This window comes from Rhizobium sp. RSm-3 (assembly GCF_001854685.1).
GTDB lineage: Bacteria > Pseudomonadota > Alphaproteobacteria > Rhizobiales > Rhizobiaceae > Rhizobium > Rhizobium ecuadorense.
Genome location: NZ_MAWZ01000003.1, coordinates 102,842 through 119,347, shown reverse-complemented (window position 1 = coordinate 119,347; position 16,506 = coordinate 102,842). Strand labels below are relative to the sequence as shown.

The 16,506-nt window shown below is 61.6% G+C and carries 15 protein-coding genes; 6 read left to right on the top strand and 9 right to left on the bottom strand.

The window, feature by feature from the left end; genetic code table 11:
* Positions 1-20 precede the first annotated feature (20 nt).
* The 3 genes from BBJ66_RS06805 to BBJ66_RS35205 are packed head-to-tail and all read right to left on the bottom strand — an operon-like array spanning position 21 to position 5,882.
* A complete protein-coding gene (locus tag BBJ66_RS06805; protein ID WP_071085859.1) occupies positions 21-3,485 on the bottom strand; it encodes an error-prone DNA polymerase in 3,465 nt (1,154 codons plus the stop codon).
* Entirely contained in the window at positions 3,482-4,927 is a 1,446-nt protein-coding gene (locus BBJ66_RS06800; RefSeq protein ID WP_274534067.1) for a Y-family DNA polymerase, read from the bottom strand. The genes BBJ66_RS06805 and BBJ66_RS06800 overlap by 4 nt, the downstream gene beginning before the upstream one ends.
* A gap of 10 nt (positions 4,928-4,937) precedes the next feature.
* Positions 4,938-5,882: an ImuA family protein gene (locus BBJ66_RS35205; RefSeq protein ID WP_071085854.1), complete on the bottom strand. Its 945-nt coding sequence runs from the start codon at positions 5,880-5,882 to the stop codon at positions 4,938-4,940.
* A 161-nt stretch (positions 5,883-6,043) separates the two neighbouring features.
* Here BBJ66_RS35205 and BBJ66_RS06790 point away from each other — a divergent pair, with 161 nt between their 5' ends.
* Positions 6,044-6,481, top strand: coding sequence for a metallopeptidase family protein (locus BBJ66_RS06790; protein ID WP_071085852.1), 438 nt, complete (start codon positions 6,044-6,046; stop codon positions 6,479-6,481).
* Positions 6,482-6,506: 25 nt separating this feature from the next.
* On the opposite strand, the gene BBJ66_RS06785 is transcribed toward BBJ66_RS06790, so the two are convergent.
* Both BBJ66_RS06785 and BBJ66_RS06780 read right to left on the bottom strand, forming a co-directional pair.
* The gene (locus BBJ66_RS06785; protein ID WP_003589581.1) at positions 6,507-6,713 is read right to left on the bottom strand and encodes a DUF1737 domain-containing protein; all 207 of its coding nucleotides are present in this window, start codon (positions 6,711-6,713) and stop codon (positions 6,507-6,509) included.
* Positions 6,713-7,618: an HpcH/HpaI aldolase/citrate lyase family protein gene (locus BBJ66_RS06780; protein ID WP_049733271.1), complete on the bottom strand. Its 906-nt coding sequence runs from the start codon at positions 7,616-7,618 to the stop codon at positions 6,713-6,715. The genes BBJ66_RS06785 and BBJ66_RS06780 overlap by 1 nt, the downstream gene beginning before the upstream one ends.
* 113 nt (positions 7,619-7,731) lie before the next feature.
* Here BBJ66_RS06780 and BBJ66_RS06775 point away from each other — a divergent pair, with 113 nt between their 5' ends.
* The 3 genes from BBJ66_RS06775 (at position 7,732) to leuD (ending at position 9,238) form a co-directional block, all read left to right on the top strand.
* Positions 7,732-7,965 carry a hypothetical protein gene (locus BBJ66_RS06775; RefSeq protein ID WP_010028885.1) on the top strand — a complete coding sequence of 78 codons (234 nt, stop codon included), beginning with the start codon at positions 7,732-7,734 and terminating at the stop codon, positions 7,963-7,965.
* 109 nt (positions 7,966-8,074) lie between these two features.
* On the top strand, positions 8,075-8,494 hold the full coding sequence (locus BBJ66_RS06770; protein WP_049733270.1) for a VOC family protein: 420 nt from the start codon (positions 8,075-8,077) through the stop codon (positions 8,492-8,494).
* Positions 8,495-8,629: 135 nt separating this feature from the next.
* Positions 8,630-9,238 carry a 3-isopropylmalate dehydratase small subunit gene (leuD, locus tag BBJ66_RS06765; protein ID WP_049733269.1) on the top strand — a complete coding sequence of 203 codons (609 nt, stop codon included), beginning with the start codon at positions 8,630-8,632 and terminating at the stop codon, positions 9,236-9,238.
* 61 nt (positions 9,239-9,299) lie between these two features.
* Here leuD and BBJ66_RS06760 read toward each other — a convergent pair whose 3' ends face one another.
* Positions 9,300-10,232: a pyridoxal-phosphate dependent enzyme gene (locus BBJ66_RS06760; protein ID WP_071085850.1), complete on the bottom strand. Its 933-nt coding sequence runs from the start codon at positions 10,230-10,232 to the stop codon at positions 9,300-9,302.
* 168 nt (positions 10,233-10,400) lie between these two features.
* Between BBJ66_RS06760 and leuB the strand changes: the two genes are divergently transcribed.
* On the top strand, positions 10,401-11,513 hold the full coding sequence (gene leuB / locus BBJ66_RS06755; protein WP_071085848.1) for a 3-isopropylmalate dehydrogenase: 1,113 nt from the start codon (positions 10,401-10,403) through the stop codon (positions 11,511-11,513).
* Positions 11,514-11,687: 174 nt separating this feature from the next.
* A complete protein-coding gene (gene lpxE, locus BBJ66_RS06745; protein ID WP_190238070.1) occupies positions 11,688-12,440 on the top strand; it encodes a lipid A 1-phosphatase LpxE in 753 nt (250 codons plus the stop codon).
* Positions 12,441-12,476: 36 nt separating this feature from the next.
* Here lpxE and BBJ66_RS06740 read toward each other — a convergent pair whose 3' ends face one another.
* From BBJ66_RS06740 to BBJ66_RS06730, 3 genes are all read right to left on the bottom strand, one after another.
* Positions 12,477-14,363 carry an MFS transporter gene (locus BBJ66_RS06740; RefSeq protein ID WP_049733263.1) on the bottom strand — a complete coding sequence of 629 codons (1,887 nt, stop codon included), beginning with the start codon at positions 14,361-14,363 and terminating at the stop codon, positions 12,477-12,479.
* A gap of 184 nt (positions 14,364-14,547) precedes the next feature.
* Entirely contained in the window at positions 14,548-15,816 is a 1,269-nt protein-coding gene (locus tag BBJ66_RS06735) for an ABC transporter permease (protein WP_071085846.1), read from the bottom strand.
* On the bottom strand, positions 15,813-16,505 hold the full coding sequence (locus BBJ66_RS06730; protein ID WP_071085845.1) for an ABC transporter ATP-binding protein: 693 nt from the start codon (positions 16,503-16,505) through the stop codon (positions 15,813-15,815). The genes BBJ66_RS06735 and BBJ66_RS06730 overlap by 4 nt, the downstream gene beginning before the upstream one ends.
* Position 16,506: the final 1 nt, after the last annotated feature.

Genomic DNA, 16,506 nt, shown 5'->3' with positions numbered 1-16,506 from the left:
CCCGATCGGTGTGGCGCATTTTAATGGAAGTTGCGTCCGCGCGGCATCACCTCGGCAGTTTCCGCTATGCCGGAATTGCGGCCTGTGGCCACCATCCGTTTTTCCAGATCCGCTCTCTCCTGTGCATGCGCACGCTTTTTCTGCCGCTGATCGACACCTGGGCTCAGCACTTCGTCTGCCCGCTCGCAGACGCCGAAACGCCGGGCCTCGCGCTGCAGGATGCCGAGCGCCGGTGTCATGTCCTCGATATGCTCGACGACGGTATGGATCACGCCGCTCTGGCTTTGCAGCCTGCCGCGGATTTTCACCAGCCGGGCGCCCATCACAACCGAGCGGTATGTGTCGAAGATCTTCGGCCAGACGATCGCATTGGCGACGCCGGTCTCATCCTCGAGCGTCATAAAGATCACGCCTTTGGCCGATCCCGGCCGTTGGCGCACCAGCACCAGGCCCGCGATCGTCACCCTTCTGCCGTTGGGAACCGTCAACAGATCGACATTGCGCGTCACATCGGCATGCCGCAATTCCTCACGCAGGAAGGAGACCGGATGCGCCTTCAGCGACAGCGAGAGATAACGATAGTCCTCGATGACCTGCTCTCCGGGCAGCATGTCCGGCAGCTTCGTTGCCGGCTCAGCCTGGAGATCGACATGACGGACCGGCTCGAAAAGCGGCAGCTCCTCGGCCGCGCTCTTCACATCCAACGCCCGCACCGCCCAGAGCGCGTCGCGTCGCGATAGTTTGAGGGATTGGAAGGCATCGGCATCCGCCAGCCGCTCGATGACGGATTTCTGCAGGCCGGATCGCAGCCAGAGATCCCGAACGGAACCGTAGCCTCTACCTCGATGTTTGACGAGCAGCTCCATCTCCTTATCCGAGACGCCCTTGATCTGCCGAAAGCCGAGCCGCACCGCATGCCGCGCCTTGATGATCCCGCGCATCTCACGGTGACGGAAATCGACGGCATTCGGATCGAAACCGGCCGCCTCCAGACCGCAATCCCAGTCGGATTCGTTGATGTCGACCGGCAGGATCTTGACCCCGTGTTCGCGTGCATCCCGGACCAACTGCGCCGGCGCATAAAACCCCATCGGCTGGGAATTCAGCATCGCCGCGCAGAAGACGTCGGGATAATAGGCCTTGAGCCATGAGGAGGCATAGACAAGCAGCGCAAAGGAGGCGGCATGGCTTTCAGGGAAGCCATATTCACCGAAGCCTTTGATCTGGTTGAAACACTGCTGCGCGAATTCCCGGGTATAACCCTTCGAGGTCATTCCCTCGATAAACCGCGTCGCGAAATTGCCGATCGTGCCGGTTCGCTTGAATGTCGCCATCGCTCTGCGAAGCTTGTCGGCTTCCGCAGGCGCAAAGCCTGCGGCGGTGATGGCGATCTGCATCGCCTGTTCCTGAAACAGCGGCACGCCGAGGGTTCTTTCCAGAACCGTTTTCAGCTCCTCGCTCGGATATTCGATCGGGATATTCCTGGTCCGCTGCTCCCGGCGCTTCAGATAGGGATGCACCATATCGCCCTGGATCGGTCCCGGCCGGACGATCGCCACCTCGATGACGAGGTCGTAGAATAGCTTCGGTTTAAGACGCGGCAGCATGCTCATCTGCGCCCGGCTCTCGATCTGGAAAACGCCAAGCGTATCGGCCCGGCCCATCATCTCGTAAACGGGTCTGCCTTCGTCCCCATGTTCCCTGTTGCCGAGATCGGCGAGCGTCTTCTTCACGCCGTAATGCAGTTCAAGCAGCGAAAAACCCTTCCGCAGGCAGGTCAGCATGCCGAGCGCCAGCACATCCACCTTGAGGATCTTGACGTTGTCGAGATCGTCCTTGTCCCATTCGATCATGTAGCGATCCGGCATCGCCGTCTTCATGATCGGCACCACCTCGTCGAGCCGGTCCCGTGTGATGACGAAGCCGCCGACATGCTGGGTGAGGTGGCGCGGGAAGCCGAGAAGCTCGGAAGCATATTTCAGCACGTTCCTGGTGACCGGATCCTTGATGTCGAGGCCGGCCGCCTTGGCATCCCGCTCGGAGAGATTGTCCTCCGACCAGCCCCAGACGAGGCTGCTGATCGCCGACTGGACATCCTCCGACAGTCCGAAGGCCTTGGCGACCTCGCGGCCTGCCGAACGGGTCCGGTAGGTTGTCACCCCCGCCGTCAGCCCGGCATGTTCTCTTTTGTAGGTTCTGTAGATGAACTGAATGACCTCTTCGCGCCGATCATGTTCGAAATCGACATCGATATCCGGCGGTTCGTCGCGGTCCATCGAAATGAAACGGTCGAACAGCAGCGTGCTCTTTTGAGGATCGACTTCCGTAATTTCGAGGCAATAGCAAATGACCGAATTTGCCGCCGAGCCGCGCCCCTGGCACAAGACCTTGAGGTCATAACGGGCGTGCTGGATGATCCTGTAAACCGTCAGGAAGTAGGAGGCATAGTTCTTGTCGCCGATGAGTTTCAGTTCATAATCGATCTGCTGCGCCACCTTGAGCGGCACACCCTCGGGATAGCGCCTTGTCGCTCCCGCTCTCGTCAGCCTCTCAAGCGTCTGCTGCGGCGTTTCGCCGGGATCGTTTTCAGGCGGATAATTATGCTCCAATTCCTTCAGCGAAAAGGTCAGCTTATCGAAGAAGGCCTGGCTATTTTCGATCGCGCCAGGATAGTCCCGGAAGATCCGGACCATTTCACGTGAATCCTTAAGGTAGCGCTCGGCATTCGGCGCCAGCAGGAATCCGGCCTGCGCTATCTCGACATGCTCCCGGATCGCGATCACCACATCCGAAAGCGGCCGTCGTTCGGGATGATGATAAAGCGGCTGGTTGGTCGCAATCAGCGGCACGCGGTTTCGCGCCGCAAGCATGGCAAGCACCGCAAAGACCTGCCGGTCGCGGCCGTCATAGGCTGGCGCCAGCGTCATAAAAAAACCCTTGCGGAACCGTCTGCGAAGCCTTTCCAGATAATCTTCCAGCGCCGACTGGCCTGGCTGACGATCGACAAGGGTGCGATCGGGAACGAGCGCGAGCATCATCTCGTCTCCCCATTCCATCAGCTCCGCTTCCGTCAGGAGGCAGCTTCCCTTGACCGCTTCTTCCTTCAGATTGCCGGCGCTGAGAAGGCGGCAGAGATTTGCCCAGCCCCGTCGATTGCGGGGGTAGGCGAGGATATCCGGCGTGTCATCTGAAAAGACCAGACGGGCGCCCGGCTGAATCCGGATGGGATCGAAAATCCTTTCCTTTTTCCCTTCCTTCTCCGCCTGGGCGATGATCGCATCTCTGTTCCTGTATCTCTCCTCGAGCTGCAGCGCCTGCGCATGCGCCCTGACGACGCCTGCAACCGAGTTCCGGTCCGCAATGCCGAGACCGCCGAGCCGGAGATGAGCGGCCTGCACGACCATTTCCTCAGGACTGGAGGCGCCTTCGAGAAACGAAAAATTCGTCCTCGCGCCGATCTCGAAAAATGCGGATCCGCTCGTCATGCAAACACACCATGCATGAACCAGCGAGGATCGAGTTCCCTTCCGTAAAAACCGCGTCGATAGATCCAGAAGCGATGCCCGGTCTCGTCCTCGATGCGGAAATAGTCGCGCGCCTCGGCGTCATCCCCGTCGATCCACCACTCCATGGCGATCCGTTCCGGCCCTTCGCTTCTTGCCACCTGATGCTGCATGCGCCGCCAGCGGAAGATCTGCGGCGGACCATCGGGCACTTCGGCGAGCATGATCTCGACCGGCTCCGGCGTGGCAAAGAGCCGTAACGGGCGCTCTTGGCGGAAAGGGAGCTGAATGTCCTGCGCCGTCTTCCGCCGGGGAAGACCATCCATTACAGGAACGGTGATGACGGCGCGTTCCGGCACATGGCTCTCGCGGAGCTGGAAGCTGTGCAGGCAATCCGCACCCAGCCGGGCCGAGACCCGGTCGACGAAGGCCGAAAGCGAGATCTCGCCCTGGCGGTCGCCCTCGAAATCCGCCTGGGCCTCATTGAAGGGATCATGCCGCAACACATTCAACCGCAGGATTTCGAAACCATAGCCGGCATCGAGATCGTCATAGACTGCCTGCAATCGCTCGGAAAAAAGCCCGGCAATGAATTTCGGTTCGCGAAGCGGCTGCGAAGCGCCGACGGAGATACGAAAGACCCTGCCGTCGACGCGGAACAGCACCAGTTCGAACACCCGTCCGCCGATCCCCCGCGTCTCCAGCGACGGCTGCAGCGACACGGCGACCTGCCGGGTGACGGCAAGGATCTGTTCTTCCGTCCCGATCGGCTCGATCAGGCGGCTTTCGGCCGAGAGGCTGGCGACCGGACGCCGCGGCGAGACCGGCTCCTCCTCACGTCCCAGCGCCTGGTCGAGACGCAGGAGCAGTCCCGGGCCGAACCGGCGGGTCAGCGGCGCCCGCGGTGCATCGATGACGTCGCCGATATATTTCAGACCGAGCTTCTTCAGCGCATCGACGGTTTGTCCTTCCAGCCGCAAGGCTGCCACTGGCAACGACATCAGCACATGCTCCGTCTCCTCGTCCTCGATCACGCCGCCTTGCCCGAAGCGCGACGCGGCCCAGGAAAGGCCCGGTGAGGATGAGATCGCCCCGCGCGCATCGATCCCCATATGAAAAAGCCGCGACAGCACATCCTTGAGAAGCGCCTTTTCCCCACCGAAGAGATGGGCGCAGCCGCTGATGTCGAGAAACAGCCCCTCCTTGCCGTCGAACGCTACCAAAGGCGTATAACGGTCGCACCAGTCGGCAATGGCCTCCAGCAACCGGCGGTCGGCCGCCGGATCCTCTTCCGCGACCTCGAGCGTTGGGTACATGGCACGCGCTTCGGCAACGCCCTGCTCCTTTTTCAGCCCCAGCCTCTCGGCCAATTCGTCCAGCGCCGTCAGCCGCATGGCATTGTTGAGCTTGCCGGAACAGACGATAGGCGGTGCCTCAGGACGCCCTTTCGAACGCCAGGAGAGCCCCCATCGCCTGCGGGCGATGCGGTCCGTTGGCAGATGCGGAAAGCTGAGCGCCAGAATGCGCTGACTGCTCGCCTGGAGAACGAACGAGGTTTGGCTCGGCGACAGGGAGAAATTCGCGTTCATGGGGGTTCCACTCCAGAAAAAAGCAGAGCGGGGCCGGATTGCGGCCCTTCTCCAGCGTGAGACGGAAAATCGGATTGCCGATGCTGCTGGAAAGCTTCGATCCATCCGGCAATGGCCGCAGACCGGATGGAGCCGGTTCGACATGCAGACGGAAAGCCGCACTGCTTGCCTCCTCAGCCCCGGCCTGGCGGACAAGAAAGAGCGGACGGCGGGCAGCCCGCGCCCTGAGGCTAAGCCTGCGGCTTTCGGTCAGGCCGAAATGGGCGGGATTGCCTCGCACTTCGAAGATGACGGCCGAGAAGGCAGCGCTTTCCACTGCGGTCTCCACCAGCCAGAGCGCCTCGTCCAGTTTGCGCGGCGCCGCATGGAAAAACCGCTCCGGGCTCAGCCCGAAATCCCGAAGCCCGGGAACATAAGGACGGCCGGCCTCCAGCGTGCCGACAGCATCGCCGATCCAGAGCAGCGGAGAAAGCCTGCCAGCAGCCGCCTCCTGGCTCTGCAGCCGCGCGGCGACGGCCAGCGCCAGCCCGCTTGCCGCACCGGCATCACGCGACAGAGCGGAGCGGAATTCGGTGATCGCATCGAGCGGCAGACCGCCTTCCAGCGCCTCATCAAGACACTCCACTCCGAACGCCAGAGGCGGCAGACTACGTCTCCGCTGTGTCTTGCTTCCGTCCGCCAGGGCTTCCCGCTCCGCTGCCGCAAGCGCCGGCGCGGGTTTCCCCTCCAGTCTGGCGATGGTTTCGCGGAGCGCAAAAAGCCGCTCGCGCGCCAGGGCGTGCTGCGCCATGGCGTTCTCCAATCCGTGTTGTTCCTGTTATGTTCTTATAGATTCCAGAGAGCTAATGAAGAGTCAACGGCCATTTTCTATGAATTTATTCCTGCCTTTGATTCCCCACTCGAAAACCGGCGATAAAGGTTCTATATGGGCCCGCAAAGGAAGGAATATTCATGGCCCGCATAGACCAGAGCGATGATTGGCGGGACCGCCATGCGCCGACGATCAGCGCCTTCGAGTCGCTGGCCATGGAGGCCTATAGCCATCTGCCGGAAGAATTCCGCCAGCTGACGACCAATCTCACGATCGAGATCGAAGATTTCCCCGATGACGACGTTTTCGAGGACATGGCGCTGGAAACCCCTTTCGATCTGCTCGGTCTTTTCGAGGGCAGGGGCATTTCCGAACGTTTCACGGTGGAAACCGGCGAGATGCCGAACCGCATCCGCCTCTACCGGCGCCCCATTCTCGATTACTGGGCTGAGAATGACGAGACGCTCGGCGATATCATCACCCACGTCCTGATCCACGAGATCGGCCACCATTTCGGGCTGAGCGACGATGATATGGAGCGGATCGAGGCAAGCGCCGAGGAAGCCGCCGAACGCTGAAACACCACGCCTCCGGCAGGACGTTCTATTGCTCGGAGAGCTTGATCTCGGGATGGTAATCCTTGCCTTCGACGGTCTTGACGACCGCCTGGCCGCACTGCATCGCGCCGGTTGCGGCATTGAAGGCATAGGTCGGCGATCCCTCCAGCGACCAGCCCTTGTTGAGGGCGGCGGTGACCTTGTGGCAGAAGGAAGCGTCGTCGGGACCGGTCAGGAAGCGGTAGAGTTTCATCAGGCGGGCTTTCTTGCAGAAATCAGGCGAGCTTTATGAACCAGGCTTTCGGCTTGGACAAGATGCAGCCGCTCGATCATCCGCCCGCCTGAATTGATGACGTTCAAGCCATCGGAAGCGGGATCGGCAAAGGCTGATATGATCGCCTCCGCTTCCGCAATCGCTGCCGGGTCCGGGCCGAAATGCCGGTTGGCGGGTTCGATCTGCGTGGGATGGATCAGCATCTTGCCGGCAAAGCCCATGGCCCGGCCCTGCAGGCATTCGGCATCGAAACCCTGCTCGTCCCTGAAATCGTTGAAGACGCTGTCGATCGCATCGAGCCCGTAAGCGCTGACCGCCAAGACGACCTGCATCAGCCACGGCACGAGATAGGTTCGTCCCGGCTGCGGCAAGACGCCCGTTTCCTTGCGCAGATCGTTGAGGCCGACGACGAGGCAATCGAGCCGCGAGCCAGGCGTGCGGCCGGCTTCTGCAATCGCTCCGGCATTCAGCACGCCGCGCGGCGTCTCGATCATCGCCCAGATGCGCAGCTCCTCCGGCGCATCCGCATCGGCGAGCAGATCGCCTATATCGGTGATATCTCGAGGTCCGTCCACCTTGGGAAGGAGAACGGCGTCGGGCAAAAGCGCCTTGACCAGATCCAGGTCCGCCGGCCCGAATTCGGATGACAAAGAATTGATGCGGACGATCCTTTCCTTGCCTTCAAGCGGCGGCCCCGCAAAAAAGGCGCGCAGATTTTCCCGCGCTTGCCCCTTCTTCTCGGGCGAGACGGAATCCTCCAGATCGAAAATAACCGCATCGCAATCAAGCGAATGGCTTTTTTCGAGCGCCCGGAGATTGATGGCGGGCACGCTCAGCACCGAGCGGCGCAAATTTAAGGAACGGCGAGGGGTTATTTGGCTCATCGATCATTAGTGCCAAGCTTCGCAAAGCCCGGCAAGACAACAAAAAGCCATGCTTGCCTTGCAGAGAAGAAAAAGAAGGACCACATTCCTTTCTGTAGAAAGGTACCAAACCCATGCAGAACATTCGCTCCATCTTCTTCATGCTTGCCGGCGCCACCGTTTTCGTGGCCATGCTGCTGCTCACCTTCTCGGTGACGCTCGCCGTCGGCGGCATCCTGACCGTGCTGATGGTCGGCCGCGCACTGTCGATGAAGATGAAGCCCGCTCCGGTGCGCGCCAAGGCAAACAACGGCCAACGCGAAATGCGCATCTGGAACGACGGCCGCGGTACGATCATCGATCTCTAAGCCGCCTTCGCTCAAAAAAACTGACCGACATTGTCGGATCATGCTCCCATGCTACGTCCTTGAAGCAGCCAGGCATCCAGCCGGCGCTTGAAAACGATGGAGGATGAGCATGAATGCGACGGAAAACAATCCGGTCAAGATGCCGCCGGTCAAGAACGGCCTGCTGCCCTATCTGACAGTCGGCGGCGCGGTCAAAGCCGCGGAATTCTACAAGAAAGCTTTCGGCGCCGAAGAAGCCTATATCGTGCCGGTCGACGAGAGCGGCCGGACGATGCATGTGCATCTCTATATCAACGGCAGCTCCCTCATGCTGTCGGATGCCTATCCCGAATACGGCCACCCCTTCAAAGGCCATGAAGGCTTCGCCATCCAGCTGGTTATCGACGATATCGATTTCTGGTGGGATCGCGCCGTCGCTGCCGGCGCCGAAGTCGTCATGCCGGTCGAACTGATGTTCTGGGGCGACCGTTACGGCCAGCTTCGCGACCCGTTCGGTGTCCTCTGGGGCCTGAACGCGCCGACGAAGTAGCGACACATAGGCAGAGGTCAGGCCGCGCGAAACGTCGCGTGGCCGTCATTTTTCAAAGATTCTCCTTCATTTCGGCGAAAAACTGGACTAGATGCACATTCAGGAAAGTAGATTTGCTGAAATGGAGCATGGGTCATGGATAAATTCGTGAAGCTCACGGGCGTTGCAGCGCCCCTGCCGGTCGTCAATATCGACACCGACATGATCATTCCGAAGGATTATCTGAAGACCATCAAGCGCACCGGCCTCGGCACCGGCCTTTTCGCCGAAGCCCGTTATCACGAAGACGGCTCCGAAAATCCGGATTTCGTGCTGAACAAGCCGGCCTACCGCGATGCCAAGATCCTGGTTGCCGGCGACAATTTCGGCTGCGGTTCCTCGCGCGAGCACGCGCCATGGGCATTGCTCGATTTCGGCATCCGCTGCGTGATCTCCACCAGCTTCGCCGATATTTTCTACAATAACTGTTTCAAGAACGGCATCCTGCCGATCAAGGTCAGCCAGGAAAATCTCGACAAGCTGATGGACGACGCCTCGCGCGGCTCCAACGCCATCCTCACCGTCGACCTTGAGAACCTCGAAATCACCGGCCCCGATGGCGGCTCGATCAAGTTCGATCTCGACGAATTCAAGCGCCACTGCCTGCTGAACGGTCTCGACGACATCGGCCTGACGCTGGAGAAGGGCAAGGCGATCGACAGCTTCGAGAAGAAGAACGCCGCTTCGCACCCTTGGGCGGCTTAAGCGCTCTCCAATAAATTGTCGATCAAGCCGGGCTTTGCCCGGCTTTTTCTTTGATCTCAGCTCAGAGAAACTTTTCTTTCCAGAGCCTCAGCTTTTCGAGCGACACGCCGATGCCACCGCAGACTTCGATGAGCGGATTGTCGAAACGGGCAAGCAGCCCGGCATGCACATCGGCAACGGCAAGGGCCGCACCGCAGGCAGGCTCGACCAGAATGCGCTGCGCATCGGCAAATTTCAGGCAGGCGGCAACGGCATCGGCATCGCTGACGACAATGCTTTCGATCGGATGCCGTTTCGGCAGGTCGAAGACATGCTCCGCCACCTGCCGCGCGCCGAGCGACGTGGCAATCGAGGTGATGGCGGGCAGGGTGATGCGCTCATTCGCCTTGAGGCTGGCGTTGAGCGAGGCCGCTCCTTCCGTTTCGACGGCGATTACAGGCACATCGGCAAGGCCGTTGCGCCTCAGCCCCTCGACAATACCGGCAAGCAGGCCGCCGCCGCCGACGCTGGTGACGACGCAGTCGAATGTCACACCCTTGGCCACCACCTCGTCGATCAGCGTCGCATGGCCATCCCACAGCAGCGGATGGTCGAAGGGATGCACATAACTCGCCTTGCGGCTCTCTGCGAGTTCGACCGCATGGGCATTGGCTTCGTCGAAAACCGAACCATGAACGAGGACTTTCGCGCCCGTTGCGGCAATCGTCTGGCGGACATCGGCCGCCGTCGTCTCCGGCACGACGATGGTGACCGGCACACCGAGCGCCCGGCCGGCATAGGCCGCGGCAATGCCGGCATTGCCGCCGGATGCGCAGAAGATCTCGCGCGCGCCATTGTCCACCGCGTGCTGGCAAAGCCGGCCGACGCCGCGCAGCTTGAAGCTGCCGGAAGGCTGCAGCGCATCGAGCTTCAGCCGGAGCGGTTTGCCACTGGCGCTGTAGCCAGCTGCTGTCTGAACCAAGGGCGTATCGAGATGGAGCGATGCTGAAGGCATGGGAAACATCCGGGGACATAAAGCCAGGCTGCTATTCTAATCCGTTTGCGGGCGCAGGAGCAACCATTGCGGCGAAGAGCGAAGCGTACCGATTCACCGCTTCTCTCGCTTGAAATGCCCATTTCCGGGGTCTAAGAAACCGCAACTTGTTTTTCCCAGGAGGGTTTCATGACTGTGCGCAATCTTTTCCTGCTGCCGGGCGACGGCATCGGTCCCGAGGCCATGGGCGAGGTCCGCAAGATCATCGCCTATATGAACGAGGCGATGAATGCCGGTTTCGTCACCGACGAAGGCCTTGTCGGCGGCTCCGCCTATGATGCCCATGGCGCGGCGATCTCGGAAGCCGACATGCAGAAGGCGCTTGCCGCCGATGCCGTTCTCTTCGGCGCCGTCGGCGGCCCGAAATGGGATAGCGTGCCTTACGAAGTCCGCCCGGAAGCCGGTCTGCTGCGGCTGCGCAAGGATCTGCAGCTGTTTGCCAACCTGCGTCCCGCCATCTGCTATCCGGCCCTTGCCTCGGCCTCGTCGCTGAAGCCGGAACTGGTCGAAGGCCTCGATATCCTGATCATCCGCGAGTTGACGGGTGGCGTCTATTTCGGCGAGCCGAAGGAGATCATCGATCTCGGCAACGGCCAGAAGCGCGGCATCGACACCCAGGTCTACGATACCTACGAGATCGAGCGTATCGCCGGCGTCGCCTTCGAAATGGCCCGCACCCGACAGAACCGCGTCTGCTCCATGGAAAAGCGCAACGTCATGAAGTCGGGCGTGCTTTGGAACCAGGTGGTCACCGAGACGCACAAGGCCAAATATTCCGACGTCCAGCTCGAGCATATGCTGGCTGACGCCGGCGGCATGCAGCTGGTGCGCCAGCCCAAGCAGTTCGATGTCATCGTCACCGACAATCTCTTCGGCGATATGCTCTCCGACGTCGCCGCCATGTTGACCGGTTCACTCGGAATGCTGCCGTCGGCCTCGCTCGGTGCGCCCGACGGCAAAACAGGCAAGCGCAAGGCGCTCTACGAGCCGGTGCACGGCTCGGCTCCCGACATCGCCGGCAAGGGCATTGCCAATCCGATCGCCATGATCGCCTCCTTCGCCATGTGCCTGCGTTACTCCTTCAACCTGGTGAAGGAAGCCGACGACCTGGAAAAAGCGATCGCCAACGTGCTCGACAAGGGCATCCGCACCGGCGACATCATGGCCGATGGCGCAAGGCAGGTCGGCACCGTCGAGATGGGCGATGCGATCCTCGCCGAGTTCAAGGCGCTTTCCGCCTGATATATTTCACGTGAAACAGTTCAGCCCTTCGCATCACCCATGCGGAGGGCTTTTTCGTGAAACCGAGAAGCCTGAACGGGGTCGGTCGAATTATCCGAAACAGACTATTCTCGGCCACAATCTCGTGTATTTTTGCGCCGAATTTCAACCCGGCAAATTCGAACGGACGACGGAATGCGGGCATTTTGGGCTTCCCTGGACAAGCGTTGGCGCCGGAACGGCGCTATCATGCCGCCTTTGCGTTGGCAGGCCTGTCTTTTCATCACGCTCAATGCCGTCATCCTTTCCATGCTGCTGTTCGATGCGCCGATCGGCGCCAGCGAACCTCCTGCACTGGTGAAACACCTCGGCGAGATGATGACCGGTTTCGGCGATTCCGCCTGGCTGATCTTTACCAGCATCCTGCTGTTCTTTCAGGGCAGGGCGGGCTACAAGCTCGTGAAGACGGCGCGCTCGAAGGCGCAGGCCCTCTATGTCAGCTGGATCGGCGCCTATCTCTTCGCCACGGTCGTCTTCTCCGGGCTTCTCGCCAATCTGCTGAAACGGGCGATCGGCAGGGCGCGTCCCGATCATTTTCACGATTTGGGCATGTTTTCCTTCACGCCCTTTTCAGGCCATGCCGCTTTGGAAAGTTTCCCGTCTGGGCATTCCACCACGGTCGGCGCCTTCTTCGCCGCCTTTGCCCTGCTGTTTCCGCGCTACCGCGTTCTCTTCATCGCCGGCGCCATCTGGCTCGGCATGACGCGTGTCATGGTCGGCGCCCACTATCCGAGCGACGTCATCGCCGGCCTTGCGTTCGGCGGCTGGTTCTCGCTGCTGACGGCGATCGTCTTTGCCCGCTGCGGCCTGCTCTTCAAATTGGCGCCGGATGGCTGGCCGATCGCCAAACACCTTTTTCCTGACATCAAAAAGCCCGGCGCCTTGTAAGCGCCGGGCCGTTTTTCTCAAGCGCTGACGCGCCGCTCAATCCAGCGCGTGGATATCCCTGTTCTTCGTTTCCGGCAGGAAGATCAGGCCGATCACCAGCGTGATCGTCGCGAAGACGATCGGGTACCAGAGACCGTAATAGATATCGCCCGCGGCAGCGCTCATCGCGAAGGCCGTAGCCGGCAGCAGGCCGCCGAACCAGCCGTTGCCGATGTGATAGGGCAGCGACATACCGGTATAGCGGATGCGGGTCGGGAAGAGCTCGACCAGCAGGGCGGCGATCGGGCCGTAGACCATCGTCACATAGATGACGAGGACGAACAGGATGGCGATCGTGCCGATCCAGTTGACGCGGGCAGGATCGGCGGCCATGGCGAAGGCGCCGCCATTGGCGACGGTGTAGACCGCCATGTCGGTGACGCCGTTGGCCTCATCGGCCGTCAGCAGCTTGGTCTCGACCAGCTTGGCCGCTGGCACGGTTTCCTTCTCGCCGGCACGCACAGCATCGGCATTCAGCGACAGTTCCGGATTGGCTGCGATGAAAGCATCGAGCTTGGAATCCGGCACCTTGGCGGCGCCGCGCTTCAGCGGATAGCCGGCATCGTGGAGCGCGATGTTGACGCCCTTTTCGAAGGCGGCGGTCATGCCCTTGGCCTTGTCGCCGGCAGCGACGACGTCGAAGCTCGCAATCGTCCCATTGCCGACCTTCACCGTTGCCGGCTGACCGGCCGGACCGGGAACGACGTCATAGGGCACCGAGTTCTTCGTCAGGAACGCTGTCGCCACGTCGCAGGAGCTGGTGAACTTCGACGTGCCGGTCGGATTGAACTGGAATTTGCAATCCGCCGGATCGGCCGTGACCGTTGCCCGGATCGAGGCCTGGGCTTCGGCAAGTGCCGGGTTCGCCGTCCAGGTCATCGCCTTGAACAGCGGATTATACGTCACCGCCGCGATGAGAAGGCCTGCCATGATGATCGGCTTGCGGCCGATCTTGTCGGAGAGGCCGCCGAAGATGACGAAGAACGGCGTGGCGAGGAAGAGCGCGATGGCGACCATGATATTGGCCGACTGCAGGTCCACCTTCAGTACGTTCTGCAGGAAGAACAGTGCATAGAACTGACCGCCGTACCAGACGACCGCCTGGCCCATGGTGGCGCCGAGAAGCGCGATGATCGCAATCTTGGCATTTCTCCATGTGCCGAAGGCTTCGGTCAGCGGCGCCTTGGAGCCCTTGCCTTCCGCCTTCATGCGCTGGAACGCCGGCGATTCGTTCATCTTCAGGCGGATCCAGACGGAAATGCCGAGCAGGACGACGGAGACCAGGAACGGAATGCGCCAGCCCCAGGCGGCAAACTGAGCCGCACCCATCAGATATTGAACCAGAACGATGACAATCAGCGACAGGAACAGGCCGAGCGTTGCCGTCGTCTGGATCCATGAGGTGAAGTAGCCGCGGCGCCCGTTCGGCGCATGTTCGGCGACATAGGTTGCCGCACCGCCATATTCACCGCCCAGCGCCAGACCTTGTAGCAGGCGCAGCGCGATTAGGATGATCGGGGCGGCGATGCCGATGGTGGCGGCACCCGGCAGGATGCCGACGAGGAAGGTCGACAGACCCATGATCATGATCGTCACCAGGAAGGTGTACTTGCGGCCGACCAGATCGCCGAGACGGCCGAACACCAGCGCGCCGAACGGGCGCACCAGGAAGCCGGCGGCAAAGGCGAGCAGCGTGAAGATGTTGCGCGTCGCCTCGGGATATTGGGTGAAATAGGTCGCGCCGATATAGGTGGCGAGCGAACCGTAGAGATAGAAATCATACCATTCGAAAACGGTGCCGAGCGAAGAGGCGAAGATCACCTTCTTCTCTTCGCCGGTCATCGGGCCGGCCTTCGCGCCGTCGATGCTTGCGACATTTGCCATTGTCTGTCCTCCACAGAGTGATGAGCAACGCGCGCGACCTACTCTCCTCAAAGCAGACCCCTGGCCGCGACACGCCTGACGAGAGTGTGCCAGAAACGACCGATCAAAAAGAGAGATGCTTTGGGATTATGACTTTAGTCTAATTGCAACGCGCTTTGCAGGCAGCGGAGTCGGCCGGCCATAGTTATGCTCTCAGCGCCTGCGCCGGCGATTGCCGGTAGGCGAGCACCGCCGGCAATGCGGCCAGGATGGCGGCAAAGGCGAACAGCACCGCCGCAAGCCCGGTGTCTTCACGGGCGAAGCCGACCGGCATGGCAATCCCGCTCGTCTGAGAGAACATGCCGGACAGGGTTAGCGCCGCAGCATAGCCGAAGGTGAATCCGAGCCCGATGCCGGCTGCCACCAGGAAGAAGAATTCCAGCCAGACGATGCCGAAAATCGCGCCGCGCGGGGCGCCGAAGGCCCGGAGCGCACCGATCTGGCGGCGTCGTTGGCCGATATGGATGACCGTGACCAGCACCAGCGAGGCGGCAACGAGCGCTTGCGCGCCGGCGGCGACCGCAACGAGGATCTGCTTGGCGTCGCCGAGCGTGCCGTAGAGATTGGTCAGCACCTCGCCGGGAAAGACGGCAACGGTATTGCCGCTGCGATAATCCTGCCGCAGCTTGTAGGCGTCGGCGATCGTCTTCGGCTTGACGAGGATGGCGGGAAGCCCGGGCGCATCCGCAGCCCAGTTTTCGTCGAGTGCGGCATCCGGGTCGATTTCTCCATGATGCTCGTGCGCATCATGATCGGCGCCTTCATGCTCGTGATCGTGTCCTGCCTCCTCGGCGCTTTCATGCGCGTCTGCCCCCAGGCCATGGATATGCCAGACAGCCTGGATCGGAACGAGAATGGCCCGGTCCCAGGCAGTCCCCGTCGGCCGCAGGCGGCCGGCGACGTGGTAGACGAGTTCGGTATGAGTCTCGCCTCCTTCCTCAGCCAGGCCATGCATCGGCTTGATCTCTGCCCCGAGCGGCAGCTTGACCGCGGAGCCGATCACCGCCTCTCCCTCGCGGGCGAAAACCTTGCCCTCGGCAAAATCGCCGGACAGCTTCTCCACCAGCGGCACCGTCGTCCCGACGATCGGATAGCCGGAGAAGGAATCACCGAAGCCGATCGGGGCTGCCCAGTCGACACGTCGATCGGCGGCAAGCCTGGCCAAGACCTCACCCGGCATCAGCGGCAAAGGTGAAGGCTGCAGGAAGACGGAGGACAGCACGAGCTGCGTCTCGCTGCCGCCGGCGCCGATCACGAGATCGAACTTGTCGGCGGCGCGGGCGCTGCCGAGACGAAGCGCCCGCTCCTGCAGCACGACGCAAACGCCGAGCGCGGTCGCCAGCGCCACCAGCAGCACGACCACCAGCGAGCCCGCCCAGAGGCGGCGAAGATCGGCAAGGATGAAGCGGATCATGCGGCCTCTCCCGCCGTTGCCGCGGAATCGTCGCTGATCCGGCCGGAGCCGAAGGTAATACGCCGATCGAGGCGGCTCGCCAGCCGCTGGTCGTGTGAAACGACGATCAGCGTGCTGCCTTCGGCAATGGCGAGATCGAGGATAAGGTTTCCGACAGCCTCACCGCTTTCGGCATCGAGGCTCGCCGTCGGCTCGTCGGCGATGATGACGCCGGGCTTGCGCAGCAGCGCCCGGCCGATCGCCACGCGCTGCATCTCGCCGCGCGACATGGTTTCGATTTTCTGGCCGGGTCGGGAAAGACCGACCGTGCTCAAAAGCGCATGCGCCCGCTCGATGACATCAGCCGTGGCCGCACCCGCAAGCCGCGCCGGCAGAAGCACGTTCTCCAGCGCCGACAGGCCGGGAAAGAGATGAAATTCCTGCATGACCAGGCCGATATTGGCGGCACGGAACCGGTCGCGGCGGCTTTCCGAAAAACCCGCAATATCCTCGCCATTCCAACGGATGCGGCCCTGCCGCGTCCGTTCCAGCCCGGCGACAACATTGACGAAGGTGCTCTTGCCGGATCCGGACGCGCCTGTAATGGCGACCCTGCTGCCGGCGTCGATCGACAGACGGTCGATCGCCAGCGCGGGCGAGGACAGGCCGGGGAAGGTGACGTCAAGGTTTTCGATATGAAGAGCGAGCATA